Genomic DNA, 23,968 nt, shown 5'->3' with positions numbered 1-23,968 from the left:
GATCCATGCGAGGCGATTCCGGGCGTGACGTGGCGTCCACTTCGTCCACTTCCGAATGCAAGAACTGCAATCGTCGCCGACGATTCACCCCCGCGATGACGCCCCCCGCCCCCCGAATCGATTCGCTCGATGTCATCCGCGGTGTCGCGGTCATGGGGATTCTCGTCGCCAACCTGCCCGCCTTCGGCTTGCCCGAGGCGGCCTATTTCTCGCCGCTGGCATGGGGCGGGTCGGCGGGGTGGGATCGGTTCGCGTGGTTTGCGACCTATGTGCTGGTCGAGGGCAAGATGCGCGGGCTGTTCTCGATGCTGTTCGGCGCGTCGATGCTGCTCGTCGTCGACCGCGCGCGTGCCGCCGGGGATTCGCCGGCGGGCATCCATTATGCGCGGATGGCGACCCTGTTCGCGATCGGCTGCGCGCATCTGTATCTCATCTGGTGGGGCGATATCCTCAGCCATTATGCGCTGGTCGGTGCCATCGCCTTCGTCTTCGTCGCGCTGCCGGTGCGGCCGCTCGTCTGGCTGGCGTTCCTGTTCGTCGCGGTGCAGGCAGTCATCGGGGCGGAGACGACGCTCGCCGCCTTCGCCGCCGCGGCGCGCAACACGCCGGCCAAGGTCGAGACCTGGACCTTGATCGCATCCGTCTTCGGCCAGCCGCCGCGCGCCGATCTGCTCGGCGAGGTCGCGGCGATGCGCGGCGGGATCGGCCCCGGGATCGTGTGGCGATGGGCGCATGCGACCAGTCCGTTCGCGCTGCTGCCGCTCGTCGGCGCGGAGACGCTCGGCTATATGCTGATCGGCATGGCGGGGCTGAAATCGGGGTTCCTGACCGGCCGATGGTCGCGCGGGCGCTATGCCTGGATCGCGCTCGTCGCCATCGGTGCCACGTTGCCGATCGACATGCTGCTGGCGTTCGCGTCCATCGTCCACGGGTTCGACCAGCGCTGGATCGTGCTCGGTTCGGTCGGCGCGGCGACCGTTCTCCGGCCGCTGACCTTCACCGGCTATGCCGCGCTGCTGATGCTGACGATGCGGCCGGCGGGGTGGCTGACGACGCGGATCGCGGCGGCGGGGCGAGCGGCGTTCACCAATTATCTCGGCACGACGATCCTGATGACGTTCGTGTTCGACGGCTGGGGGTTGGGACTGTTCGGCGCGCTGCCCCGTGCGACGCTGTATCTGTTCGTATTGCCGGTATGGGCGGTCATGCTGGCCTGGTCGCGTCCCTGGCTCGCGCGTTACCGGTTCGGGCCGCTCGAATGGGGCTGGCGGACGATCGCGCGGCTGGAGGTGCAACCGTGGCAGCGGTGATCGTGTCGGCCGACCGCCGCCGAGACGGAGCTTGTTGCCCTGCCTCGCCGCCCGTTTCGGGCCATTGTCGTGCATATGCGCAACCGACCCGGCAACCACCTCTTCTACGGCGACAACCTGACCGTGCTTCGCCGCAAGATCCCCGACGAGAGCGTCGATCTGATCTATCTCGACCCGCCGTTCGACTCGAACGCCAATTACGGCATCCTGTTCAGGGAGCCCGACGGCCGCGCCTCGAACGCGCAGATCGAGGTGTTCGAGGATACCTGGCACTGGAACGAAAGCGCGGAGGACGCCTTCGACCAAGCTCGGCGCAGCGGCAATATCCGCGCGTTCGACCTGCCGAACGCGATGCGCGGCTTCCTGGGCGACAACGACATGATGGCGTGTCTGGCCATGATGGCGGAGGCGCACCGATCGGCATCCCTGCTGAGCTGGCCGAACCGACCCGCGAGATGCGCCGCCGCGCCGCCGCCGCCGGGCTGTACCGCGACGGCATCGACGAGGGTTTCCCGCGATTGCAGGTCCTGACGCTCGCCGAACTGTTCGCCGGCAAGCGCCGAGAATCCCCAATATCGGCCGCGCCGCCTTCCGCCGTGCGCAGCCCGGGGGCGTCAAACAGACACGGTTATCGTAAGGAGGGACTATTCTCCTTGCCCGTTTACGGGAGGGGGAGCGGAAAACCACTCGCCTTTCCTTTGACGGGGTTTCCCGCTAAGGCGCGCCGCTAATCCGATCGTAAAGAGGTTTTGTTTGGCCAAGGAAGAACTGCTCGAGATGCGCGGCCAGGTGGTGGAGCTTTTGCCCAACGCCATGTTCCGCGTCCGTCTCGAAAACGAACATGAAGTGCTTGGCCATACCGCCGGCAAGATGCGCAAGAACCGTATCCGCGTGCTCGTCGGCGACGAGGTGCTGGTCGAGATGACCCCCTATGACCTGACCAAGGGCCGGATCACGTACCGGTTCATGCCGGGCCGCGGCGGTCCCGGCCCGTCCTGACCGCGGATCGCGATCCGGTGTTGGCGCCGGCGCTGGTTCTCGCATCCTCCTCGCCGCGCCGGTTCGAGCTGCTCGGCCGACTGGGGGTGGTTCCGGCCCGGATCGCCGTCCCGGATATCGACGAAGCGCCGCTGAAGGGCGAATTGCCCCGCATCTATGTCCTGCGGGTGGCGCTCGACAAGGCGGCGGCGGTCGAACGATCGCCGGACGAGATCGTGCTGGCCGGCGACACGGTTATCGCCGTCGGGCGTCGTATCCTCGGCAAGCCGGCCGACCGGGCGGAAGCGCGGGCGATGCTCGCATTGCTGTCCGGCCGTAGGCATCATTGCCTCAGCGCGGTCGTGGTCGTCGACCGCGACGGCGTCGTCCGCCACCGGCTGTCCGACACCATCGTCGCGTTCCGCCCGCTGCCCGCCGCCGAGATCGAAGCGTATCTGGACGGCACGGAATGGCAAGGCAAGGCGGGCGGCTATGCGATCCAGAGCCGGGCGGAAGCGTTCGTCCGCTTCTTGTCGGGCAGCCATTCGGGCGTCGTCGGCCTGCCGCTGATGGAGACGCGCGCTTTGCTGAAGACGGCTGGGCTGACGCTTGCCTGAATGGCTCTACGAGGCCGGGATCGGCGAAGCGCGCGCCGCGCTGATCGATAGCGGCATGATCGTCGAGGCGGCGATCGAGCGTGACGGCACGCTGACGGTCGGCACCGTCGTAGCCGCCCGGCTCGGTGAGCGGCGCGCCGGCCGGTCGGCGCATGCTGTGCTGCCGGACGGTAGCGAAGTCGATCTGGTCGCTGCACCGCCCGGCACGTCGCAGGGTGCCGCGCTATCGGTCCGAATCGTCCGGGAATCGTTGATCGAACCCGGTCGCGTGAAACCGCCCCGCGGCATGGTGACCGATGACGGCCCCCGCCCCGGCCCCGATCTGCGCATCCGGATCGAGGCCACCGGTATTCCGGTCAGACGGCTCTACCCGCACGATGCCGACGCGCTGGAGGCGGCCGGCTGGTCCGAGACATTGAACGAAGCGATCACCGGCGATATCGCCTTTCCCGGCGGCATGCTGCGGATGATCCCGACCCCGGCGATGACGCTGTTCGACGTGGACGGCAGCGGCGCGCTGGAGCCGCTCGCCATCGCCGCGGCGAGAGCCGTTGCCAGCGCCATCGTCCGCCACGGGATCGGCGGATCGATCGGCATCGACTTCCCGACGCTCGCCGGCAAGGCACCACGCCAGGCGGTCGCCGCGGCGATCGACGTCGCGCTGCCGCTGCCGTTCGAACGGACGGCGGTCAACGGGTTCGGCTTCCTGCAGATCGTCCGACCGCGACCGCGGCCGTCGCTGCCCGAATTGCTGCGCGCCGACCCCGTCGGTGCCGCCGCGCGCGCCGCGCTTCGGCGCATCGAACGCAGCCCCCCCGGCAGCCACCCGCACCACCGCCTGCCGAGCGCAATCGTCGCCCGCATCGGCGGCGAACTGGCCTGGACCGCGGAACTTGCACGCCGCACCGGCGTCCTCCACCAGATGGAGCCCGTATGACCGCCCCGCCATGCCCGATCTGCGGCAAGCCATCCGCACCGGACAAAACGCCGTTCTGTTCGCGTGGGTGTCGCGACCGCGACCTGCTGCAATGGCTCGGCGAAGGCTATCGTTTGCCGGGTCGTCCCGCGACCGCGGACGGGCTGGACAGCGGATCGGACGACGACTAAAGCCCGCGCTCTCGCTGCGCCAAGCGGCACGCCCGGGTAGCTCAGTTGGTAGAGCATGCGACTGAAAATCGCAGTGTCGGCGGTTCGAATCCGTCCCCGGGCACCATCCTGCCCGCTTCCTGCCGGCTCGGACCTATCCCCGCGGTGTTCCGATGCGATGCTGGACGAAGCGGCCTCGCTGGTTCATTGCAAGCCGTCGCTTGCAAGGTATCGACGATCATAAGGTGTCTGCGTGCGTGAGGGGATTGACGGCATCGATACGCGCTACGGCTCGGTCCGAAACATACGGCAAGCGATCGTAGCGTGAGCCGATCGACGACGCCGGTCGACGCCGAAAATACCCAGTACCGGGCCAATGCCGCGCATCACCGCGCGCTCGCCGAGGACTTGCGTGAAAAAGTGGCGACGGCTTCGCTCGGCGGCTCGGTGGCCCACCGCGAGCGTCATGTCGCGCGTGGCAAGCTGTTGCCGCGCGACCGCGTCCACCGTCTGCTCGATCCGGGTTCGCCGTTCCTCGAAATCGGTCAGCTCGCCGCGAACGGCATGTACGGCGATGGCGCGCCCGGGGCCGGGATGATCGCCGGCGTCGGGCGCGTGAACGGCCGCGAGTGCATGATCCTCGCCAACGACGCGACCGTGAAGGGCGGGGCGTATTTCCCGATGACGGTGAAGAAGCATCTCCGTGTGCAGGAGATCGCGCAGGAGAACCGGCTGCCGTGCCTCTATCTGGTCGACAGCGGCGGCGCGAACCTGCCGCACCAGGCCGAGGTCTTCCCCGATCGCGACCATTTCGGGCGCATCTTCTTCAACCAGGCGCAGATGTCGGCAGCGGGTATTCCTCAGATCGCGTGCGTGATGGGCAGTTGCACCGCGGGCGGTGCCTATGTCCCGGCGATGTCGGACGAAACCGTGATCGTGCGCGGTCAGGGCACGATCTTTCTCGCCGGTCCGCCGCTGGTGAAGGCGGCGACGGGCGAGGTCATCTCAGCCGAGGAACTGGGCGGGGCGGACACGCACGGGCGCAAATCGGGCGTCGTCGATCATGTCGCCGAGAACGACGAACACGCGTTGCTGATCGTCCGCGATATCGTGGCGACGCTGAACCGGCCGAAGTCGGTCGATATCGACATCCGCGAACCGCGCCCGCCGGCATTCCCGGCCGACGAACTGTACGGTATCGTGCCGCAGGACGTGCGTGCGCCCTATGACGTGCATGACGTCATCGCCCGGATCGTCGACGGGTCCGACTTTCACGAATTCAAGCCACTCTACGGCACGACCCTGGTCTGCGGTTTTGCGCATATCTGGGGGATGCCGGTCGCGATTCTCGCCAATAACGGCGTGCTGTTTTCAGAAAGCGCCCTGAAGGGCGCGCATTTCATCGAACTCGCCTGCCAGCGCCGCATTCCGCTGCTGTTCCTCCAGAACATTTCCGGCTTCATGGTCGGCGGAAAATATGAGGCGGAGGGGATCGCGAAGAACGGTGCGAAGCTCGTGACCGCGGTCGCGACCGCGAGCGTGCCCAAGATCACGGTGCTGATCGGCGGCAGCTTCGGCGCGGGCAATTACGGCATGTGCGGACGCGCCTATTCGCCGCGGTTCCTGTTCAGCTGGCCCAATGCCCGGATCAGCGTGATGGGCGGCGAGCAGGCCGCGGCCGTATTGGCGACGGTGCACCGCGACGCGGAAAGCTGGACGCCGCAAGAGGCGGAGGCGTTCAAGGCACCGATCCGCCGAAAATATGAAGATGAAGGCAATCCGTTCTACGCGACCGCGCGGATGTGGGACGACGGCATCATCGATCCCGCGCAGACCCGCGACGTCCTGGGTCTCGCCTTCTCCGCCACGCTGAACGCCCCCATCCCCGAACGCGCGACGTTCGGCGTGTTCCGGATGTGACTCGGTGATAGCGTCGCTCCTCATCGCCAATCGCGGCGAGATCGCCTGCCGGATCATCCGCACGGCACGGGCGATGGGTATCCGTACCATCGCGGTCTATTCCGATGCCGATGCGAACGCCCGGCACGTCGCCCAGGCGGACGAAGCGGTGCACATCGGTCCGTCCCCGGCGCGCGAAAGCTATCTGGTGCACGCGAAGATCCTGGATGCGGCCAAGTCCACCGGGGCTGATGCCATCCACCCCGGCTATGGCTTTCTGTCCGAAAATGTGGACTTCGCCGAAGCCGTGCGCGCGCAGGGATTGGTCTGGGTAGGCGCTCCGCCCGCATCCATCCGGGCGATGGGGCTGAAGGATGCGGCCAAGACGCTGATGATCGCGGCGGGCGTCCCCGTCACGCCCGGCTATATCGGGGACGATCAGGACCCGGCGCATCTGCAGGCGGAGGCCGACCGGATCGGCTATCCGGTGCTGATCAAGGCGGTCGCGGGCGGTGGCGGCAAGGGCATGCGCCGCGTCGATGCGGCGGCCGACTTTGCCGAGGCGCTCGTCTCGTGTCGGCGCGAGGCGGCGGCGTCGTTCGGCGACGACCGTGTCCTGATCGAGAAATACATTCTCGGCCCGCGCCATATCGAGGTGCAGGTGTTCGGCGACACTCACGGCAATGTCGTCCACGTGTTCGAGCGCGACTGCTCGTTGCAGCGCCGCCACCAGAAGGTGATCGAGGAAGCCCCCGCGCCTGGAATGGACGCGGCCACGCGAGCGGCGATCTGCGAGGCCGCGGTGAAGGCGGCCAAGGCGGTCGATTATGTCGGCGCGGGCACGATCGAGTTCATCGCGGATGCAAGCGATGGCCTCCGCGCCGACCGCATCTGGTTCATGGAGATGAACACGCGGCTCCAGGTCGAGCATCCGGTGACGGAGGCGATCACCGGGATCGACCTGGTCGAATGGCAATTGCGCGTGGCGTCGGGCGAGGCGTTGCCGAAGCGGCAGGACGAACTCGCCATCCAAGGCTGGGCGATGGAGGCGCGGCTATATGCCGAGAACCCGACGATCGGCTTCCTGCCGTCGACCGGCCCGCTCGACCGGCTGCGCTTCCCGACCGATATCCGGATCGACAGCGGTGTCGAGGAGGGCGGCGAGGTGACGCCCTTCTACGATCCGATGATCGCCAAGCTGATCGTCCACGCCCCGACCCGCCCCGGTGCCGCCGCAAAGCTGGCGCGGGCCGCCGCCGCGACCCAAGTCTGGCCGGTCCGGACGAACGCCGCCTTCCTCTCCCGGGCCGCCGGCCACCCCGATTTCATCGCAGGGCACGTCGATACCGGCTTTATCGCGCGTCATGCCGGAACGCTGGTGCCGGCGTCGGAACCATCGCCCGCGGTGCTGCAGGTCGCCGCGCAGGCGATCCTGCCGCCCGTGACCGGCGATCCGTGGACGAGCCTTGTCGGATTTCGCAGCAATGCCGCCCCCGACCTGCGGGTCGCGGTCGCCGTCGCCGGGCAAACCTATCTCGTCGACCGCGGCGTCGCCCCGCTTGCTACCGTCGTCGCGGTAAAGGATGGTAGCGAGGTGCTGTTCCTCGACGGCGAGGCGTGGTCGTTCGCCCGCCCCCGCGCCGCGGATGTCGCAGGCGACGATGCCCCGTCCGACGGCGCGGTCATGGCGCCGATGCCCGGGCGTATTGTCTCGATCGCAGTCGCGACCGGCGACAGGGTCGCAAAAGGTCAGCGGCTGCTGGTGCTCGAGGCGATGAAGATGGAGCAGGGTCTCGTCGCGCCGTTCGACGGCATCGTCGCGGAGGTGAAAGCCATAGAGGGTGCGCAAGTCAGCGAAGGTACGACGCTGATCCGCGTCGCGAAGGGGGATTGATGGCGGGCCGCTGGTTCGACGAGTGGGGGATCGGCGACCGGATCGTCCATGAGATCCGCCGTACCGTCACCGAAACGGACAATCTGCTGTTCTCGACGATGACGCACAATCCGCAGCCGCTGCATCTGGACGTGGAAGCGGCGAAGGCGAGCGAGTTCGGTCGGATCCTCGTCAACGGCACCTTTACCTTCGCGCTGATGGTGGGGCTGTCGGTCGGCGATACGACGCTCGGCACGCTCGTCGCCAATCTGGGCTACGACAAACTGGTGATGCCGAAGCCCGTGTTCATCGGCGACACGATGCGTGCGGAAACCGAGGTGACGGAATTGAAAGACAGTCGCTCGCGCCCGACCGCCGGGATCGCCACCTTTCGCCACCAGCTTCTCAACCAGCGCGACGAGATCGTTTGTACCTGCCTGCGCTCGGCGTTGCTGCACCGGCGGCCGGGATGAGACTGCGATCGCTGCTGTTCGTGCCCGGTGACCGGCCGGAGCGGTTCGCGAAGGCCGCCGCGGCGGGTGCCGACACGCTGATTCTCGATCTGGAGGATTCGGTCGCCGTCGATCGCAAGGCGTTTGCGCGGGAAGCGATTGGCGGCTGCCTTACCGGCAGCTGGGACGGCCCGCCCCGCTTCGTGCGCATCAACCCGCTCGAGGGCGACCTGTGCGACGCCGATATCGCCGCGCTCGCCGACACGCGGCCCGACGCCATCGTGCTTCCCAAAGCCGAAGGCGCGGCGAGCGTCCATATGCTCGTCGCACGGCTGGCGGCGGTCGGACTCGGCGGCGTGCCGATCCTGCCGATCGCGACCGAGACGCCGCGCGCTATATTCGCCCTCGGAAGTTTCGCCGAGGTTGCATCCTCGCTCGCAGGACTGACATGGGGCGCGGAAGATCTGCCCGCCGCGATCGGTGCCGCGACGAGCCGGGATGCGGACGGTCGCTACACCGCTCCCTATGAACTCGTCCGCTCGCTTACCCTGTTCGCAGCGCATGCCGCCGGAGTCGCCGCGATCGAAACCGTGTTCCCGGCGTTCCGCGACCTCGAAGGGCTCACCGCATATGCCGCACGGGCCGCCCGCGACGGCTACACCGGCATGATGGCGATCCATCCGGCGCAGGTATCGGTCATCAACCGGGCATTCAGCCCGTCGGAGGCCGCTTTGACCCATGCACGCCGCGTGATCGCGGCGTTCGAGGCATCGCCCGGCGTCGGCGCAATTCAACTCGATGGCGTGATGATCGACGCTCCGCACCTGAAACAGGCACGACATCTCGTTGGATTGGCCGACCCGGGCTGACGCCGAAATCCGAACCGGCGAGCCAGCGCCGGTTGCCTGGTCAACCGGCGCTGCCGATGCCATTCAACGAAGCCACGGCTTCGTCCGACAGCGTGAGCGACGCCGCGGCGCAATTCTCGTCCAGATGCGCAACCGACGATGTGCCCGGAATCAGCAGGATGTTGGGCGAGCGCTGCAATAGCCAGGCAAGCGCGACCTGCATCGGCGTCGCGCCCATATGATCCGCGACGTTCGACAGCGTCTCCGACTGCAATGGACTGAACCCCCCGAGCGGAAAGAACGGGACATAGGCGATGCCCGCTTCCGCGAGCATGTCGACGAGATCATCGTCGTCGCGATGGGCGATATTATACTGGTTCTGCACGCAGACGATGTCGGCAATGCCGCGGCTCTCCACGACCTGGGCAGCGGTCACGTTGCTTAATCCGATATGGCGGACCAGACCGTCCCGCTGCAATTGCGCGAGGGTTTCGACGTGTCTCGCGATCGATCCTTCCGCGCGGCCGTGCGGCGCGAGCATGACCCGCATGTTGACGACATCGAGCGCCTCGAGTTCGAGGTTCGCGAGATTGTCGTGCACCGCGTTCCGCAAATCCTCCGCACTGTCCGCCACCAGCCACGATCCGTCCGCGCCACGTCGCGCGCCGATCTTGGTCACGATGACGAGGTCGTCGGGATATGGCGACAACGCCTCGCGGATCAGCCGGTTCGTGACGTGCGGTCCGTAGAAATCGCTGGTGTCGATGTGATCGACACCCGCCGCCAGCGCCGCGCGAAGCACCGCAAGCGCCGCGTCGTGATCGCGCGGCGGTCCGAACACGCCAGGCCCCGCCAGTTGCATCGCCCCATAGCCCAGCCGCTTCACCATCCGGTCGCCGAGCGTGAACGTCCCGGCCTGATCGATCGTCTGCATGTCGGTCTCCTTCTCGTACGGACAGGTAGGCCTTGGCAGGCTCCGCGATAATCCGGCATGATCCGAACGGGCTGTACGGACAGGCGAACAATGAAGACGGACCTCGGCGATCTGACCGCCTTCCTCGCCGTCGCGACGGCACGCGGCTTCCGCGAGGCGGCGAGGACGACGAATACGACCGCCTCGACGATGAGCGATGCCGTGCGACGGCTGGAGACGCGGCTCGGCATTCGCCTCCTCCACCGCACGACGCGAAGCGTCACCCCGACCGAGGCCGGTGCGCGGTTGATCGATCGCCTGACCCCGGCGCTGGGCGAGGTTGAGGCCGCACTTGCCGTCGTGAACGGCTTTCGCGACAGACCGGCCGGAAAGCTCAGCTTGAATGTCCCGGTGAGCGCCGCGCGGCTCGTGCTGCCGACGATCCTGCCCGGCTTTCTCGCGGCCTATCCCGACATCGAAGTCGAGATCTTTGCGGACGACAGTTTCGTGGACGTGCTCGCGGCCGGGTGCGATGCCGGCATCCGGTATGACGATCGGCTCGAGCAGGACATGATCGCCGTGCCGATCGGCCCACGCGTCCAGCGCGCCGCCACCGCCGCCGCGCCGGCCTATCTCGATCGATGCGGCCGGCCGGCGCACCCGCGCGATTTGCTCGCCCATGCCTGCCTGCTCGGGCGGTTTACGAGCGGTGCGCTCACCAGCCCCTGGGAATTCGAACGCGAAGGCGAAATCGTCCGGATCGAGCCGCGCGGCCCGCTCATCGTTCAGGTTGGAGGAGCGACCGACCTCGCGGTCGATGCGGCATTGGCCGGCATGGGCGTCATCACGCTGTTCGAGGGATGGCTACGCCCGCATCTGGATAGCGGCGCGCTCGAACCCTTGTTGGAGGAATGGTGGCAGCCTTTTTCGGGCCCGTTTCTCTACTATTCGGACCGCCGCCTCGTCCCGCCGCCGCTACGCGCGTTCGTCGATTACATCGGATCGGCGCGATGCTGACCGCACGGTGCAGCGACGCTCTTCGTACGCTCCGCATAACCGCCGATGAGGCGCGACGGTAGATCGCCGGCACGGCGTAGGTCACGCGCCCGCGATCGACCTCGTGGGTCGTGCATGCAGACGCGGTCGCGTCGAACGCGTCGGCACAGGCCTCGACGACGCGCGAGCGCGGTATCGGCGGGCGTGCGGGCGAACGTCCCCGACGAACTCCAGCGGCGCGCTTCATTCGGCCGTTTCGGCGATACCGGCATAGATGCGATCGAGGTCGTCGTCGTCGACGCAATAGGGTGGCATCACGTAGATCGTATTGCCGAGCGGCCGTAGCAACAGATCGTTCGCAGCGTATCGCGCGCGAAGTGTCGTGCCGAGGTCGGACAGGTAATCGCCGGCGGGATCATCGAGTTCGAACGCGGTAATGGTACCGGGCGACCGCGCATTGCGCACCCGGGGAAGTGCGGCGATCGTGTCCAGCCGTTCACGTTGCTTGCCGGCGAGCGCGGTCACGCGTTCGATGACCGGCTCATCGCGCCAGATCGCGAGATCGGCGTTCGCGGCCGCGCACGCGATTGGGTTGGCGGTGTAGCTCGACGAGTGGAAGAACATCCGGGCGCGGTCGGTCGACCAATGCGCGGCGAAGATCGCTTCGGTGGCCATCGTCACCGCGAGCGGTACCGCGCCGCCGGTCAGGCCTTTGGACACGGACAGGATGTCGGCTCGCCAAGGCCGTGTTGCGTGAACGGGTGCCAGACCGGCGATGGCATCACGCGAAATCCTCCACCGCGGAATGCGCATGAAACGCCGCCGACAGCGCCGCGACGATAGCCAAGGCAGCCGCCCGAGCCGCTTGACGCCGCCGATCGCGGCGATCGTCGCTGAGAAGACGCACAGGACTGCTAAAATTGTGCCCCTAACTTGAACATTCGCCCGGCCTACACGCGCGGCCGGCTTTGCGAAGGTCAGAACCCTGCTTCACATCGCCGTACGGTTGCCGCCGAAAAGACCAATGCCAGGCTACCGTGAATCTGTGTCCGAATAATGCACGGAGCCTCGGCGCGCGACGTGGGTATTCCTCAAGTATCTGCTGAAAGCCGTGCCCTATCGCGTCCCTCACAATCCTGACCAATAATGGCGTCATTTCGCTGACCCGCCGCGCGACCCGAACATCACTCGGTCGCGCTAGATGCGCGTCGACATGATATGCGGCGCGAACGAAATCGAACACCCGCTCCCCAAACCGAACCACCTGTTGGCCATCGGACACGTCGGGCGGATCAACCGTACGATCTAGGAAGCGACTGCCACGCGCTTCCATTACGAAAGCCACGACGAGCTACGGACGCATCTCGACGGCTTCATCGTCGCTTATAACTTCGCCCGTCGGCTCAAGACACTCAGCAGTCTCACACCCTCTGAATGTCGGCCGCAGACAAAGAGAACCCAACAGATTTCACGGCTGCACCGTCGTCTGCTCAGCGCGCCTGCCGTTCGATCCAGCCGGTAACCCCGTCCAACGCCCGAAACTCATCGATGCTTCGGGCGTCTAGGACAGGGTATGCCCCCCGCGCCATATCGGCGATCGCGGTTCCCGGGCCTAGTTCCAGGACACGGCGAACGCCGCGTTCGACCAGCGCTTCGAGCGTCGCGGCCCAGTCGATCGTCGTGTCGAGCTGCGCGGCAAGGCCGGGCACGCCGCGCGCACCACTCACGATCGACGCGTCGGCCGCGCTGATCAGCGTTACGCCGGGATGCGGCCGTCCAGGCATCGACGCATCGAGCGCAGCGCGAAACGGCGCGACCGCGCCCGACAGACGCGGCGTGTGCGAGGCGATGTTCACCGCGATCGGCCGGGCCGCCACCGCCCCCTCGTCGAGCGCAGCCGCGCAGCAACGCGCGACCTGCTCGCGCTCGCCACCGATGACGAAGAGGAGCGCCGGGTTGACGATCGCAATTGCGCATTCGAACCGCGCGACAAGGACATCGACGCGGTCACGTGTAAGCCCGCGGACGAAGCCGAGGCCGTCGTTTGCGCCGCTTGCGGCGTCCATCGTTTCGGCGCGCGCAGCAGTAAGCCGCAGCGTCTGCTCGGATGTCCAGACCCCCGCCACGCCCCATGCGGCCATTTCGCCGACGCTATATCCGGCAACGATGTAAGGCTTGGGCGGTGCGAGACCAGCCGCTGTGACCAGCGCACGCGCGACGCACAGGATCTGGCTGGTGCGATTGGCATGGAGCTCGGCCTCCGACGCGTCACGCAGGAGCGTCCCCACATCCCGCCCGAGCAACGCGCCAACTTCTGCCAGGATCGGCACCGCGGCCGGCTGGCCCTCGAACACGTCGAACATCCCGCGATCCTGCCGCCCCTGCCCCGAGCACAACAAGGCAAGCGTCATGCCGCGAGCGCCTCGGCGAACAGCGCCATCGCCAGCAGGTCTGCACACCCCCCGGGGCTTAACCGCCGCGCCGTAAACGCGTGGTGGATCGCGATCGCGCGCGGGCGCCAGTCCGCCGCCCCGACGCTTCCCGCAGCAAGGAATGCCTGCGCCTGTGCTTGGGCGAAGGCGAGTCCCTCGGCACCGCCGCGATACAGCAGGTTGGTATCGGCCACCCCGACGATCAGCGCCATCAACACGTGGACGCGCAGCGCCTCGTCACCCACCGCAAGGCGTCGTCCATCGACCAGCGCGGGCCCCGCGATTCCGTACAGCGATGGAAAGCCGGCCGCAGCCTCCGCCCGTGCGCCGCCAGTCGCATGGCGACGCGCGACTTTGCTGCCGTGACTGTGCAACGCGACCGGACCGCGCAAAATCTCTGTACCCCAGCGATGCGCGACGATCCCGCCCAGCGTCTGCGGCACCGCATAGCGCGCGCGGAACCCGGCGGCGGCGCAGAGCAGGCCCATACCGAAGATCGCGCCGCGATGCGTATTGATCCCGCCGGTCGCTGCCATCATCGCGCCTTCCGCGGCAACGCCGATTGCGCGCAACCGGTCCATGCCTGCCCCTGCGGCACCCGCCTCCGCCAAAGCGGTCAGGAACGGCGCCAGCGCCTCGGCACTGCGATCCATCAGCGCCGCATCCATGTCGTCATGCGCGCCGCTGTCGACCGGGCTGACCAGACCGGGCTTGGGATAGGTTGCGGTCTCAAGCTTGAGGCAGGCGGCAGCGGTGCGCCCTATCTCGACGCTCGTCGCAACCGGCACCGCGCGGACGGGCGCGCTCATGTGAACACCGCCGCTCGCGCGATCAGGCAGTTGCCGTCTCTGGCCTTTGCCAGCAGTTCGGGCGCGTCGGACGCCCATTCGCGCCACGGGATCGCGAGCCCCGTCGCGGTGACGAACTCGCCATCCAGGCGCATCGGCGTCGCCGCATCGATCTGCGCGAGCGATGCCAGCCGTGCCGCCCCCGCCGCGTCCGCCACCGGCCATATGAGGTCGAGGTCCGACGTCGCCGACAGATAGGGCAACCCCGTCAGATATTCCCACGCGAGGCTGCCGAAGCAGCGCGTCTCGGGCGCAAGCGCAAGGATTGCGGCGATGGTGGGCTGCCAGGACGCCGGCGCGCGCTGCAGCGCATCGGCAAGCGAAGGCGGCGGTGCGTCCGAGAGGATCGCATCGGGCACCACGGCGAACGCCAGGCGCTGCTTGCCGAGCGACGGCGGCAGCGGCAGTCCCAACGGGACCAACCCAGCCCCATCGCCACACGCCGCGCGCCGCGCCACGAGCGGACGGCCTGCGTCGATCCAGCCGCTGAGGTCCGGAATGCCCCGCGCTGCCGACTGCGACGCCAGAATCTCCGGCCAGCGGGCCGGGTCGAGACGAACCATCCGATGCCGGTCGAGCTGCATCAGCTTCGCGCGGTTGCGAGGATCTCGTCGGCGATGGCAGCCGCCTTGGGCCGCCCGCCGCGCGCCGCGCCAACCGTCGCGCGCTCGTCCCCGCTCCGCGGATGCGCGAGCAGAACGGTGAGTTGGTCACCCAGGCCGCGCCCGGCGTCCCATACTTCGGCAATCCCGCCGACACGGACCAGATTGTCGAGCCCCGGCGCGAACACCGGTGTAGCCTTCGCCTTTTCCTCGAGCAGTTCGATAGGCAGCTTGGTCACCCGCGCCATCGACAGCAGGTCCATCACTTCGGGATGCGCGCCGGGAAGCGCCACGAGCGTCCCGCAGGCAAGCGCGGTCGCGATGAACGCGCCCGCCGCGCTGCCACCGTAAAGCAGCCCGATCGTGCGGTGCCCCTGCGCCTCGACCAGCAGCAGCGCTTTCGCCAGATGCGCGAGATATTCGCTGAGCCCGAGCAATTCGTCGCGCCGGCTCATCCGCTGGCTAGCGGTATCGACCAGGAACAGGAGCGGCGCGCCGTCGCCGGAACCCGCGACCTCAAGCACCAGCGCGGACAGGCGGATCGCCTGATCGATCCCGATCGGCGCGCCGCCGGTGGCACCGATGACATGCACCATACCGTCCCCCGGCGTCGCGCGGCCGAACAGCAAATCCCCTTCCGTCGTCACGTTGTGGCCAGCGGGGAACAGCGAGTCGAGGATCTCAGCGGGCGTCATCGGCGCTCTCCCGGTACTGGGCGGCAAGGGTTGCGAAGCTGGCGGCGGGCATGTCGGGGATCGCCTGCGGATCCGCGATGCCGAGGCCGCGCCAGATATCGATCCCGTCGGGAGACTCGCCGAACCGTGCGATGCGCCTCTCCAGCCGCGCCTGTTCAGCCGAAAGCATCGCCGCATCGAGCGCGGCGGGCCGGGTGAGGGCAGCGCGCGCAGCGTCGCGAAACGCCGTGGCGTCGTCGTCGACGAACACGTCCGCGCCGCCGATCAGCGTGCGGTGCTTGCCCCCCATCGTCCGCCAGACGAAGCCGCGGTCACGCGAATCGAATTCCTCGACGCCCTTGTTGGTCTCGATCACCTCGGGGCCGCTCACGCTGATGCGCCCCTGTTCCGACACGATCAGCGTCGAACAGCACCCCGCGATCAGCCCGCCGCCGCCATAGCAGCCGGCGCGCCCGCCGATCAGCCCGACGACGCGAACCCCGGCCATCCGTGCCTCGGCAACCGCGCGCATGATCTCGGCGATCGCGATCTCGCCAGCATTGGCCTCCTGCAACCGGACGCCGCCGGTGTCGAACGCGATCACGACGTCGCGCTGCAACGCCTTGGCGGCACGGAGCAGCGCGGTCAGCTTCGCGCCATGCACCTCGCCGAACGCGCCGCCCATAAAGCGGCCCTCTTGCGCTGCGACCAGCACCGGCGTGCCGTCGATCGTCGCGGCGCCGACGACGATGCCGTCGTCGAACTGCGCAGGCAGATCGAAGATTCCGAGATGCGGGCTGATCTCGCGGCGTTCGGGGCCGATGAACTCGGCAAAGCTCGCAGCGTCGACCAGTGCGGTAATCCGCTCGCGTGCGCCGGCTTCATACCAGCTTTGTCGGACGTTGCTCATGCCTCGGGCTCCTCGATCATCCGAACGCCCTGCGCCAGGCGGAGCGAAACCGTGTCGGGCCGCGCGCCGCCATCGTTGATCGCGATCCGCAACCCGCCCGCGGCACGCCGCGCGACGAAATCTGCCGTGACGGCATCCCACAGATCGCCAAAACCGTGCGCCGCGGTGGTGACCTCGATGACGCACCGGTCGGTCACTTCGCTGCGTTCGAGCAGCACCTCGAGATTGCCCGAGGCGACGACGCCGACCAGAGCCATTGCACGCGTGCCGGTCGCCGGCGTCGGCGCTGCAATGTCGAAATGGAGAATTTCCATGAAATCGTCTCCTTACCAGTTCCGGAACCGGCTCGGCGGCCGGTACAGCCCGCCCGACGCGAGCATGAGATCCTTGATCGAGCGCGCCGCCAGCATGTTGCGGTTCGCGTCGAGCGGATCGATGCCGAGATCCTCGGGCCCCTGGATGATTTTCCGCGCCCGCAGTCGCTCGACTATCGCCTTGTCGCGACCGCGACCGATCTCGGTGAACCCTGCGACGCCGCGGATCGCCTGTTCGCGCTCCTCGGCGGTGCGGCACAGGAGCAGGTTGGCGATGCCTTCCTCGGTCACGATGTGCGTGGTGTCGTCGGCATAGACCATGATCGGCGCCAGATCGAGATCGAGTTTCTCCGCCAGTTCGAGTGCGCCTAGCTTCTCGACGAACAGCGGGACATTGCCCTCTCCGAACGTCTCGCCGATCTGCACCACGAGTTTCCGTCCGCGCCGCAATGGTGCCGCAGTATCGGGATCTGCCTCCGCGCCGGCCTGCAACCACGGTGCGCTAGGATGCCGTCGGCCGCGCGCGTCGGAGCCCATGTTGGGCGCGCCGCCAAAGCCCGCGATGCGGTTTGCGGTAATCGTCGAGCTGTGCCCCGCCAGGTCGATCTGTAGCGTCGAGCCGATGAACATGTCGCAGGCATACAGCCCGGCAGTCTGGCTGAAGGCGCGGTTCGAGCGGAGCGATCCGTCGGGGCCGGTGAAGAAGATATCGGGTCGCGCGGCCAGATAATCCTCCATCCCGACCTCGGACCCGAAGCAGTGCACCTGCTCGACCCACCCCGCCTCGATCGCGGGGATCAGCGTCGGGTGCGGGTTGAGCGCCCAATGCGTGCAAATCTTGCCCTTGAGCCCGAGCTTCTCGCCATAGGTCGGCAGCAGCAGTTCGATCGCCGCGGTGTTGAAGCCGATGCCGTGATTCAGGCGGCGCACGCCATAGGGTTCGTAAAGCCCCTTGATCGCCATCATCGCGGTCAGGATCTGCGTTTCGGTCATCGCGGCGGGGTCACGCGTGAACAGCGGCTCGACGTAGAAGGGCCGCCCGGCGTCAAGCACGAAATGAACTTGGTCGCCGGGGATATCGACGCGCGGCAGCGTCTCGACGATCTCGCCGACCTGCGCGATCACCAGGCCGCTCCCGAAGCTCGTCGCCTCGACCACGGTCGGCGTGTCCTCGGTATTGGGGCCTGTATAGAGATTGCCGTGGCGATCCGCGCTCACCGCCGCAATCAACGCGACCTGCGGCGTCAGGTCGACGAAATAGCGCGCGAACAGTTCGAGATAGGTATGGATCGCGCCAAGCTCGATCTTGCCGCCGAACAGCATCTTCGCGATCCGCGCCGATTGCGGCCCCGAATAGGAAAAATCGAGCCGCTTCGCGATGCCGCTTTCGAAGATGTCGAGATGTTCGGGCAGCACGACGCCCGACTGCACCATGTGGAGATCATGGATCCGCGCCGGCTCCACCGCAGCAAGGCCGCGCGCGAGCACGTCGGCCTGTTTCTGATTGTCGCCCTCGACGCAAACGCGGTCGCTCGGCCGCAGGACGGCTTCGAGGAAATCGACGAGTCGCGCAGGATCGATGGTCTTGCCCTTGGCGAAGGCGCTGCCGGCCGCGATCCGCTCCTCGCGCAACGTTTTGCGCGTATTCCATTGCCGCATCGCATCGCCTCCTGACGCTCATTCTCTGCGTTTTCTGTATTCCCTATTGCCCTGAATGCAAGTCTGTGCATACTTAAAGGCGTAAAAGGCGACAGACCGAATACATTGAGAGGATCTACGATGGACGTCCCGCTACCCTCCTCCCGCTTCGCAACGGATCCCGAGGCATGATCGCCGGCGTCGCCCTGCTCGCGATCTGCACGCTGATCGGCCAGCTGCTCGGCGAATGGCTCGGCATGCTGCTTGGCGTGAAGGCCAATGTCGGCGGCGTTGGTATCGCGATGATCCTGCTGATCGTCGCACGGATGTGGCTGAAGAGCCGTGGCCGGTATCAGGAAGGCGTCTCGCGCGGGATCGGCTTCTGGGCCGCACTCTATATTCCGGTCGTCGTCGCGATGGCGGCGCAACAGGATGTCGTCGCCGCAGTCGAAGGCGGGCCGGTCGTTTTGATCGCCGGCGTCGGTGCGCTGCTCGTCTGCTTCAGCGCGGTCGCATTGATGAGTCGGCTGTCGGGCACATCGGAGACGATGGATGAGATCGAGGCACGCGAAGCCCGCGAGGCCGAGCATACCACGCTGGCGGTCGCCCCCCACCCCGACCACGCCCCGCAGCGCTGAGGACCAAGACATGGACGTGATCACCAAGCTCCTCACCGCCAATGCGCTGGTCACCGCGTTTGCGTTCATCGGCATCGTCATGTGGCTGTCGAACCAGCTGTCCGCCAAGCTCACCATGGGCCGCGTCCACGGCTCGGCGATCGCAATTCTGATCGGCCTCGCGCTCGCCTTTTGGGGCGGTCTGGCGACGGGCGGTCACAAGGGGCTCGCGGATCTGCCGATGCTCGCCGGCATCGGCCTGATGGGCGGCGCGATGCTGCGCGACTTCGCGATCGTCGCGACGGCGTGCGAGGTCGACGTCGTACAGGCGAAGAAGGCCGGGCTCATCGGTATCGTCGCGTTGCTGCTCGGCACGCTGTTGCCGTTCATCGTTGGCGCGGTCGTCGCGGCCGCGTTCGGCTATACCGATGCCGTCTCGATGACGACGATCGGCGCGGGCGCGGTGACCTATATCGTCGGCCCGGTGACGGGCGCGGCGATCGGTGCTTCGTCGCCGGTGATCGCACTATCGATCGCGACCGGCGTCTTCAAGGCAGTGATGGTGATGGTCGGCACGCCGCTCGTAGCGGGCCTGATCGGGCTCAACAACCCGCGCAGCGCAATGGTGTTCGGCGGCCTGATGGGCACCGTCAGCGGCGTGTCGGGCGGGCTTGCCGCGACCGACCGCCGGCTGGTGCCGTACGGTGCGCTGACCGCGACCTTCCACACCGGGCTCGGATGTCTGATCGCCCCGTCGCTGCTATACCTGATCGTCCGGGCGATCGTAGGAGGCTGAGCATGGCTGACGCCGACCTCGACGATACGGGATTGCTCTCCGACCGGATTCGCAACGCGCTGACCGACGCGATTTCGTCGGGTGAGCTCGCGCCCGGCACCATGCTCGACGAGCAGCAGCTGGCCGCGCGCTATGGTGCCTCGCGCACCCCCGTGCGCGAAGCACTGCGCCAACTCGCGACCAGCGGGATGGTCGAAGTCCGCCCGCGCCGCGGGGTGATCGTCCGCCACGTCACCGCGGACGAAGTGATGGACATGTTCGAGACGATGGCCGAGCTTGAGGCGACATGCGTCCGCCTCGCGACCTACCGCATCACTCCGCTCGAGCGCAGCCGGTTGCTGCGCATTCACGAAGCCAGCGAGGCCGCGGTCGAAAGCGGCGATGTCGATGCCTATGACGCGCTCAACCGCGAGTTTCACGAAGCGATCTATCGCGCGGCGCAAAACGACTTCCTCGCCGAACAGACGATGGCGGTGCGCACCCGGCTGAACGCGTTCCGCCGCATGCAGCTGCGCCAGGACCGCCGGCTCTCGGTCTCGCGCGCCGAGCATGACGCGGTGATGCGCGCGATCGCGCAAGGCGATGGCGACGAAGCCGCCCGCCGGATGCGCGCGCACATGCTCAACGCCGCGAGCGCGCTCGACAGCTACATCGCGCAGCAGGATCTCGCGCTCGGCAACCCTGCCCCCTTTGCAAAGCCCTGAAGACGTTTGATGAGCGTTGCAGACCTGACCACCAATCCATCCTCCCGCGCCGCCTTGCATGCGCGGTCGCTCGCCGACCCTGACGGGTTCTGGCTCGAGCAGGCGCAGCGGCTCGAGTGGATCACTGCGCCGACCGAGGCGGGCGACTGGTCGTTTGCCGAAACGATTTCCACGTGCGCTGGTTCGACGATGGCGTGCTCAATGTCTCGGTGAACTGCATCGACCGTCATCTCGCAAGCCGCGGCGACCAGATCGCGCTTATCTGGGACGCCGACGACCCCGCCGAGGAGCCGCGGCGCTACACCTATGCGGCGTTGCACGAAGAGGTCTGCGCTTCGCCAACGTGCTGAAAAGCCGGGGTGTCGCCAAGGGCGACCGTGTCACCATCTACATGCCGATGATTCCCGAAGCGGCGTTCGCGCTGCTCGCCTGCGCGCGGATCGGGGCGGTGCATTCGGTCGTGTTCGGCGGTTTCTCCGCCGACGCGCTCGCGGCCGGATGGAGGATTGCGGGTCGAGCATCGTCATCACCGCGACGAGGGCCGACGCGGCGGCAAGGCCGTCCCGCTCAAAGCCTGTGTCGACCAGGCCGCACGGATCTTCACCGGGATCAAGACCGTCGTCGTCGTCCGCGCCACCAGCACGGCCGTCGCGATGCAGGGGGGGGCGCGATGTCTGGTATGACGAGGTCGCCGCAACCGTCTCCGTGCGGTGCGAGCCCGAGCCGATGGCGGCGGAAGACCCGCTGTTCATCCTCTATACCAGCGGGTCGACCGGCAAGCCGAAGGGCGTGGTGCACATCACCGCGGGCTATCTGCGGTGGGCATCGCTCACCCACGCGACGGTGTTCGACTATCGCGCACCCGAAGTCTATTGGTGCGCCGCCGACGTCGGCTGGGTCACGGGGCACAGCGATATCGTCTACGGTCCGCTGGCCAACGGCGCGACGACGGTGATGTACGAGGGGGTGTGCCAAACTGGCCAACCGCGTCGCGGATCAGGGAAATCGTCGATCGCCACCAGGTCGCCACGCTCTACACCGCCCCCACGGCGCTGCGCGCGCTGATGAAGGAGGGCGATGGCTATGCCACCGCCACCAGCCGCGCCTCGCTCCGCCTGCTCGGCAGCGTTGGCGAGCCGATCAACCCCGAGGCGTGGCGCTGGTATCACGGCGTCGAAAGTGCGCTCGTGCTGCATGATGCGGTCGCAGCGGGACATGATCGCCGTGCGGATCACGTCGGACCTGCGCACCGCCATCATCGGCTCACCCGACTATTTCGCCTCCCACGCTGCGCCGGTCAGGCCCGAGGACCTTCAGGACCACGCCTGCATCAACTACCGCTGGCGCGGGAGCGGCGCGCTCGACCGCTGGCCGTTCATGCGCGAGGGGGAGGCGCTCGACATGCAGGTGGAGGGACCGCTCACCCTGAACGACACCGATCTGATCCTGGCGGCGGCGCTCGATGGTGTGGGCTTGGCCTGCCTTCTGGAGGACCGCGTTGCCGTGGACGTTCAGGCAGGCCGCCTCGTGCGAGTCCTGGAGAAGTACACCCTGACCATCCCGGGGTTCGTCCTCTACTACGCCGGCCGCCGGCAAACGCCCCCGGCGCCCCGCGCCCTCATCGACTTCCTAAGGATCGAAAAACCGGGCGATGCCGGGAGCTGACGCACGCCACGGTTTCCGCGGCCGGCGCGAGACCAGCAGCCTGCTCCGCTGCCTTACTTACGCCGGCCAGCGAAATCGTCCATCGCTTGCCAAGATCGGACCTGAGAGTCATTTTGGCTCAATGACACTCCGGGCAAAAGCTAACTCTGGTCAAATCATCGCGGTCTCCGGTGCTTCGACCGGCATCGGTGCCGCCACGGCGCGCGCGCTCGCGGAGCGTGGCTTCCATGTTCTGGCAGGTGTGCGGCGAGAAGAAGACGCCGCAGCGATCCGAGCGGCGAACATCGAGCCGATCATGCTCGACATCAAGGATGGACACGCGGTCGCCGCGCTCGCCCAGCGCATCGCCGCCGATCCGGAGCGGCGTCCGCTCCGCGCGCTGGTCAACAATGCCGGCCTCCAGATCAACGCGCCCGTCGAGACGCTGCCGCTCGCGGTGTGGCGCAGGCTCTTCGACGTCAACCTGTTCGGCCATGTCGCCATGGTGCAGGCGCTGCTGCCTGCTCTGATCGAGGGCCGCGGAACCATCGTCAACATCTCCTCCATCGGCGGAAAGATGGCGATGGCCGGCTATGGCCCCTATGCGGCCACGAAGTTCGCGCTGGAAGCGATGAGCGACTCCTTGCGGCGAGAGGTCGCGCCGCTTGGCGTTAAAGTCGTCGTCGTCGAACCGGGCGCCGTCGCGACAGCGATGCTCGGGCGCGTCGGCGACACGGGCGAGCGAGTCTTCAGCGACATGACCGCCGCGCAGCTTGGTCGGTATGGCAAGCTCATGCGTGCCGTGGTGGCCCAGGCCCAGGCGGCGGCTGGCGGCGCAGTGCCCGCCGAAGAGGTCGGCAGGATGATTGCAGACGCGATCACCAGCGGGCGGCCTCGTGCTCGCTACACCGTTGGCCGCCAGGCCGCGGTCGCCGCTGGCCTCACGAAGCTGTTACCGGACAGGGTACTGGACGCCATGCTCGCCCGCGCTCTCAAGCCTTACGTATCTGAGGATACGACGCCTGAGTGAGGGGCGATCCGGTCTGGACGCGCCCGTCGTCTTCCAAGGCGGCGCATTCCTAGCGAGGATCGGCAGGGTCGGCGTATATGCTTTTGACGAATTCAGATGCGTCAGTCTCCGGCCAGTCGGGATGCTGCTGCTTCAGGGCGGCGTTGATGTTTCTTTGAGTAGCATCGACTGAAATTCCTTGGCGCTTGAGGGACAGCGCTCGTGTGCGGATTCCGCCAACCAGTTCCCGCTCCAGGCCGACGAGCGATCCATCGCCCGGTGCGCTATGGTCCGGCAACACGTGCGAGACGTTCAGCTTGGCGACCTTGTCCAGCGTGGACAGCCATTCCGTAGGCGTGCTGTCATGGCCGAAAATGTACGGGATCGTCTTGTTTTGCACCACATCGCCTGAAATCAGGGTGTGATCCGGCTCGACAAGGGTCAACTCGTCACCGGCGGTGTGAGCGCCACCCAACCAGAGCAGGCGAGCCTTGACACCTCCGCCAAGGTCGATCGAGACCTCTTGGTCGAAGGTTATATCCGGCACCCGCAGTACGACACCCGCGAGCAACTTCTTGTCCTCCTCCGAGATGCTGCGAAACACATCGGTTATCGCCTGCCCGTCCTTATCCAGTTCCCGCTGCTGCACCGCATTGCGGATCAGGATGGTGCCCGGCGGAAAGCCGGGCTCGCCGGCTACGTGCTCCGGATGATAGTGCGTGGTCGTGAGAAACAGCTTGGAATTCTTGGGCGCGAGCGTGGCGACGACACGCGCAACGGTAGCTCCATTCGTTGGCCCCATCCCTGT

27 protein-coding genes, 1 tRNA gene and 4 pseudogenes are annotated in these 23,968 nt (G+C 67.2%); 22 read left to right on the top strand and 10 right to left on the bottom strand.

The genetic code is table 11. The features are described from left to right. Nucleotides 1–95 precede the first annotated feature (95 nt). The 11 genes from HUU99_RS12460 (at nucleotide 96) to HUU99_RS12410 (ending at nucleotide 9,084) form a co-directional block, all read left to right on the top strand. Nucleotides 96–1,310 (top strand): DUF418 domain-containing protein, encoded by a 1,215-nt coding sequence (locus HUU99_RS12460; RefSeq protein ID WP_174286906.1) that lies wholly within the window; start codon nucleotides 96–98, stop codon nucleotides 1,308–1,310. Between the two features lie 75 nt (nucleotides 1,311–1,385). Next, nucleotides 1,386–1,841 carry a hypothetical protein gene (locus HUU99_RS12455; RefSeq protein WP_254603171.1) on the top strand — a complete coding sequence of 152 codons (456 nt, stop codon included), beginning with the start codon at nucleotides 1,386–1,388 and terminating at the stop codon, nucleotides 1,839–1,841. 222 nt (nucleotides 1,842–2,063) lie between these two features. Then, entirely contained in the window at nucleotides 2,064–2,309 is a 246-nt protein-coding gene (infA, locus tag HUU99_RS12450) for a translation initiation factor IF-1 (RefSeq protein WP_174286905.1), read from the top strand. A 17-nt stretch (nucleotides 2,310–2,326) separates the two neighbouring features. Continuing rightward, entirely contained in the window at nucleotides 2,327–2,905 is a 579-nt protein-coding gene (locus HUU99_RS12445; RefSeq protein WP_174286904.1) for a Maf family protein, read from the top strand. Then, entirely contained in the window at nucleotides 2,898–3,842 is a 945-nt protein-coding gene (locus HUU99_RS12440) for a ribonuclease (RefSeq protein ID WP_174286903.1), read from the top strand. The genes HUU99_RS12445 and HUU99_RS12440 overlap by 8 nt, the downstream gene beginning before the upstream one ends. Then, nucleotides 3,839–4,012 (top strand): DNA gyrase inhibitor YacG, encoded by a 174-nt coding sequence (locus tag HUU99_RS12435; protein WP_174286902.1) that lies wholly within the window; start codon nucleotides 3,839–3,841, stop codon nucleotides 4,010–4,012. Before HUU99_RS12440 ends, HUU99_RS12435 begins: the two co-directional genes overlap by 4 nt. Nucleotides 4,013–4,042: 30 nt before the next feature. Next, nucleotides 4,043–4,118: transfer RNA gene (locus HUU99_RS12430), tRNA-Phe, on the top strand. Nucleotides 4,119–4,315: 197 nt separating this feature from the next. Beyond that, a complete protein-coding gene (locus HUU99_RS12425; RefSeq protein ID WP_174286901.1) occupies nucleotides 4,316–5,911 on the top strand; it encodes a carboxyl transferase domain-containing protein in 1,596 nt (531 codons plus the stop codon). Nucleotides 5,912–5,915: 4 nt separating this feature from the next. After that, a complete protein-coding gene (locus HUU99_RS12420) occupies nucleotides 5,916–7,784 on the top strand; it encodes an acetyl/propionyl/methylcrotonyl-CoA carboxylase subunit alpha (protein WP_174286900.1) in 1,869 nt (622 codons plus the stop codon). Further along, a complete protein-coding gene (locus tag HUU99_RS12415; protein WP_174286899.1) occupies nucleotides 7,784–8,236 on the top strand; it encodes a MaoC family dehydratase in 453 nt (150 codons plus the stop codon). Before HUU99_RS12420 ends, HUU99_RS12415 begins: the two co-directional genes overlap by 1 nt. Then, nucleotides 8,233–9,084: an HpcH/HpaI aldolase/citrate lyase family protein gene (locus HUU99_RS12410; protein WP_174286898.1), complete on the top strand. Its 852-nt coding sequence runs from the start codon at nucleotides 8,233–8,235 to the stop codon at nucleotides 9,082–9,084. Before HUU99_RS12415 ends, HUU99_RS12410 begins: the two co-directional genes overlap by 4 nt. 40 nt (nucleotides 9,085–9,124) lie before the next feature. On the opposite strand, the gene HUU99_RS12405 is transcribed toward HUU99_RS12410, so the two are convergent. Next, nucleotides 9,125–9,997 carry an aldo/keto reductase family oxidoreductase gene (locus HUU99_RS12405; protein WP_174286897.1) on the bottom strand — a complete coding sequence of 291 codons (873 nt, stop codon included), beginning with the start codon at nucleotides 9,995–9,997 and terminating at the stop codon, nucleotides 9,125–9,127. A gap of 90 nt (nucleotides 9,998–10,087) precedes the next feature. Between HUU99_RS12405 and HUU99_RS12400 the strand changes: the two genes are divergently transcribed. Next, entirely contained in the window at nucleotides 10,088–10,993 is a 906-nt protein-coding gene (locus tag HUU99_RS12400) for a LysR family transcriptional regulator (protein ID WP_174286896.1), read from the top strand. A 222-nt stretch (nucleotides 10,994–11,215) separates the two neighbouring features. Here the strand turns inward: HUU99_RS12400 and HUU99_RS12395 are convergent. Next, a pseudogene (locus HUU99_RS12395) lies at nucleotides 11,216–11,704 on the bottom strand (aminotransferase class III-fold pyridoxal phosphate-dependent enzyme); the annotation flags it as partial. Between the two features lie 496 nt (nucleotides 11,705–12,200). On the opposite strand from HUU99_RS12395, the pseudogene HUU99_RS15640 reads away from it, so the two are divergent. Continuing rightward, nucleotides 12,201–12,407, top strand: a pseudogene (locus HUU99_RS15640) (IS481 family transposase); the annotation flags it as partial. Nucleotides 12,408–12,462: 55 nt separating this feature from the next. Here HUU99_RS15640 and HUU99_RS12390 read toward each other — a convergent pair. From HUU99_RS12390 to mdcA, 7 genes are read right to left on the bottom strand one after another with little or no spacing between them, the layout of a single operon-like run. Beyond that, nucleotides 12,463–13,383: an ACP S-malonyltransferase gene (locus HUU99_RS12390; RefSeq protein ID WP_174286894.1), complete on the bottom strand. Its 921-nt coding sequence runs from the start codon at nucleotides 13,381–13,383 to the stop codon at nucleotides 12,463–12,465. Further along, the gene (locus HUU99_RS12385; protein ID WP_174286893.1) at nucleotides 13,380–14,213 is read right to left on the bottom strand and encodes a triphosphoribosyl-dephospho-CoA synthase; all 834 of its coding nucleotides are present in this window, start codon (nucleotides 14,211–14,213) and stop codon (nucleotides 13,380–13,382) included. Before HUU99_RS12385 ends, HUU99_RS12390 begins: the two co-directional genes overlap by 4 nt. Beyond that, entirely contained in the window at nucleotides 14,210–14,836 is a 627-nt protein-coding gene (mdcG, locus tag HUU99_RS12380; RefSeq protein ID WP_174286892.1) for a malonate decarboxylase holo-[acyl-carrier-protein] synthase, read from the bottom strand. The genes HUU99_RS12385 and mdcG overlap by 4 nt, the downstream gene beginning before the upstream one ends. Then, nucleotides 14,836–15,549, bottom strand: a complete 714-nt coding sequence (locus HUU99_RS12375; RefSeq protein ID WP_174286891.1) for a biotin-independent malonate decarboxylase subunit gamma — start codon at nucleotides 15,547–15,549, stop codon at nucleotides 14,836–14,838. The genes mdcG and HUU99_RS12375 overlap by 1 nt, the downstream gene beginning before the upstream one ends. Beyond that, complete coding sequence (locus tag HUU99_RS12370; RefSeq protein WP_174286890.1) at nucleotides 15,536–16,438, bottom strand: biotin-independent malonate decarboxylase subunit beta; 903 nt, start codon at nucleotides 16,436–16,438, stop codon at nucleotides 15,536–15,538. Before HUU99_RS12370 ends, HUU99_RS12375 begins: the two co-directional genes overlap by 14 nt. Next, the gene (gene mdcC / locus HUU99_RS12365; RefSeq protein ID WP_174286889.1) at nucleotides 16,435–16,752 is read right to left on the bottom strand and encodes a malonate decarboxylase acyl carrier protein; all 318 of its coding nucleotides are present in this window, start codon (nucleotides 16,750–16,752) and stop codon (nucleotides 16,435–16,437) included. The genes HUU99_RS12370 and mdcC overlap by 4 nt, the downstream gene beginning before the upstream one ends. A 12-nt stretch (nucleotides 16,753–16,764) precedes the next feature. Next, the gene (mdcA, locus tag HUU99_RS12360; RefSeq protein WP_174286888.1) at nucleotides 16,765–18,411 is read right to left on the bottom strand and encodes a malonate decarboxylase subunit alpha; all 1,647 of its coding nucleotides are present in this window, start codon (nucleotides 18,409–18,411) and stop codon (nucleotides 16,765–16,767) included. Between the two features lie 167 nt (nucleotides 18,412–18,578). Here mdcA and madL point away from each other — a divergent pair, with 167 nt between their 5' ends. From madL to HUU99_RS12330, 9 genes and pseudogenes are all read left to right on the top strand, one after another. Next, entirely contained in the window at nucleotides 18,579–19,028 is a 450-nt protein-coding gene (gene madL / locus HUU99_RS12355; RefSeq protein ID WP_174286887.1) for a malonate transporter subunit MadL, read from the top strand. Nucleotides 19,029–19,038: 10 nt separating this feature from the next. Continuing rightward, nucleotides 19,039–19,803, top strand: coding sequence for a malonate transporter subunit MadM (gene madM, locus HUU99_RS12350; protein WP_174286886.1), 765 nt, complete (start codon nucleotides 19,039–19,041; stop codon nucleotides 19,801–19,803). 2 nt (nucleotides 19,804–19,805) lie between these two features. Next, nucleotides 19,806–20,507, top strand: a complete 702-nt coding sequence (locus tag HUU99_RS12345) for a GntR family transcriptional regulator (RefSeq protein ID WP_174286885.1) — start codon at nucleotides 19,806–19,808, stop codon at nucleotides 20,505–20,507. A gap of 9 nt (nucleotides 20,508–20,516) precedes the next feature. Then, nucleotides 20,517–20,720, top strand: a complete 204-nt coding sequence (locus HUU99_RS15840; protein ID WP_368039961.1) for an acetyl-coenzyme A synthetase N-terminal domain-containing protein — start codon at nucleotides 20,517–20,519, stop codon at nucleotides 20,718–20,720. Further along, nucleotides 20,681–20,857 carry a hypothetical protein gene (locus HUU99_RS15635; protein WP_254603169.1) on the top strand — a complete coding sequence of 59 codons (177 nt, stop codon included), beginning with the start codon at nucleotides 20,681–20,683 and terminating at the stop codon, nucleotides 20,855–20,857. The genes HUU99_RS15840 and HUU99_RS15635 overlap by 40 nt, the downstream gene beginning before the upstream one ends. After that, nucleotides 20,851–21,419, top strand: a pseudogene (locus tag HUU99_RS15625) (AMP-binding protein); the annotation flags it as partial. The gene HUU99_RS15635 and the pseudogene HUU99_RS15625, both read left to right, overlap by 7 nt. Further along, a pseudogene (locus HUU99_RS15835) lies at nucleotides 21,326–21,622 on the top strand (hypothetical protein); the annotation flags it as partial. The pseudogenes HUU99_RS15625 and HUU99_RS15835, both read left to right, overlap by 94 nt. 100 nt (nucleotides 21,623–21,722) lie before the next feature. Beyond that, nucleotides 21,723–22,172 carry a LysR substrate-binding domain-containing protein gene (locus tag HUU99_RS12335; RefSeq protein WP_254603166.1) on the top strand — a complete coding sequence of 150 codons (450 nt, stop codon included), beginning with the start codon at nucleotides 21,723–21,725 and terminating at the stop codon, nucleotides 22,170–22,172. Nucleotides 22,173–22,293: 121 nt separating this feature from the next. Continuing rightward, complete coding sequence (locus HUU99_RS12330; RefSeq protein WP_174286884.1) at nucleotides 22,294–23,181, top strand: SDR family NAD(P)-dependent oxidoreductase; 888 nt, start codon at nucleotides 22,294–22,296, stop codon at nucleotides 23,179–23,181. A 49-nt stretch (nucleotides 23,182–23,230) separates the two neighbouring features. On the opposite strand, the gene HUU99_RS12325 is transcribed toward HUU99_RS12330, so the two are convergent. Continuing rightward, a partial coding sequence (locus HUU99_RS12325; protein ID WP_174286883.1) for a hypothetical protein occupies nucleotides 23,231–23,968 on the bottom strand: 738 nt, incomplete at its 5' end.

The sequence above is a fragment of the Sphingomonas bacterium genome (assembly GCF_903642285.1).
Taxonomy (GTDB): Bacteria; Pseudomonadota; Alphaproteobacteria; order Sphingomonadales; family Sphingomonadaceae; genus Sphingomonas.
This window is presented reverse-complemented; position numbering and strand designations above follow the sequence as displayed.

Excerpts from the sequence above, each read along its gene's own strand:
- HUU99_RS12405 (WP_174286897.1), bottom strand. The coding sequence starts at position 9,997 with ATGCAGACGATCGATCAGGCCGGGACGTTCACGCTCGGCGACCGGATG.
- HUU99_RS12435 (WP_174286902.1), top strand. The coding sequence starts at position 3,839 with ATGACCGCCCCGCCATGCCCGATCTGCGGCAAGCCATCCGCACCGGAC.
- HUU99_RS12390 (WP_174286894.1), bottom strand. The coding sequence starts at position 13,383 with ATGACGCTTGCCTTGTTGTGCTCGGGGCAGGGGCGGCAGGATCGCGGG.
- madM (WP_174286886.1), top strand. The coding sequence starts at position 19,039 with ATGGACGTGATCACCAAGCTCCTCACCGCCAATGCGCTGGTCACCGCG.
- mdcG (WP_174286892.1), bottom strand. The coding sequence starts at position 14,836 with ATGCAGCTCGACCGGCATCGGATGGTTCGTCTCGACCCGGCCCGCTGG.
- HUU99_RS12410 (WP_174286898.1), top strand. The coding sequence starts at position 8,233 with ATGAGACTGCGATCGCTGCTGTTCGTGCCCGGTGACCGGCCGGAGCGG.
- HUU99_RS12385 (WP_174286893.1), bottom strand. The coding sequence starts at position 14,213 with ATGAGCGCGCCCGTCCGCGCGGTGCCGGTTGCGACGAGCGTCGAGATA.
- HUU99_RS12460 (WP_174286906.1), top strand. The coding sequence starts at position 96 with ATGACGCCCCCCGCCCCCCGAATCGATTCGCTCGATGTCATCCGCGGT.
- HUU99_RS12330 (WP_174286884.1), top strand. The coding sequence starts at position 22,294 with ATGACACTCCGGGCAAAAGCTAACTCTGGTCAAATCATCGCGGTCTCC.
- HUU99_RS12335 (WP_254603166.1), top strand. The coding sequence starts at position 21,723 with ATGATCGCCGTGCGGATCACGTCGGACCTGCGCACCGCCATCATCGGC.
- madL (WP_174286887.1), top strand. The coding sequence starts at position 18,579 with ATGATCGCCGGCGTCGCCCTGCTCGCGATCTGCACGCTGATCGGCCAG.
- HUU99_RS15840 (WP_368039961.1), top strand. The coding sequence starts at position 20,517 with ATGAGCGTTGCAGACCTGACCACCAATCCATCCTCCCGCGCCGCCTTG.
- HUU99_RS12375 (WP_174286891.1), bottom strand. The coding sequence starts at position 15,549 with ATGACGCCCGCTGAGATCCTCGACTCGCTGTTCCCCGCTGGCCACAAC.
- HUU99_RS12345 (WP_174286885.1), top strand. The coding sequence starts at position 19,806 with ATGGCTGACGCCGACCTCGACGATACGGGATTGCTCTCCGACCGGATT.
- mdcC (WP_174286889.1), bottom strand. The coding sequence starts at position 16,752 with ATGGAAATTCTCCATTTCGACATTGCAGCGCCGACGCCGGCGACCGGC.
- HUU99_RS12455 (WP_254603171.1), top strand. The coding sequence starts at position 1,386 with ATGCGCAACCGACCCGGCAACCACCTCTTCTACGGCGACAACCTGACC.
- mdcA (WP_174286888.1), bottom strand. The coding sequence starts at position 18,411 with ATGCGGCAATGGAATACGCGCAAAACGTTGCGCGAGGAGCGGATCGCG.
- HUU99_RS12400 (WP_174286896.1), top strand. The coding sequence starts at position 10,088 with ATGAAGACGGACCTCGGCGATCTGACCGCCTTCCTCGCCGTCGCGACG.
- HUU99_RS12415 (WP_174286899.1), top strand. The coding sequence starts at position 7,784 with ATGGCGGGCCGCTGGTTCGACGAGTGGGGGATCGGCGACCGGATCGTC.
- HUU99_RS12370 (WP_174286890.1), bottom strand. The coding sequence starts at position 16,438 with ATGAGCAACGTCCGACAAAGCTGGTATGAAGCCGGCGCACGCGAGCGG.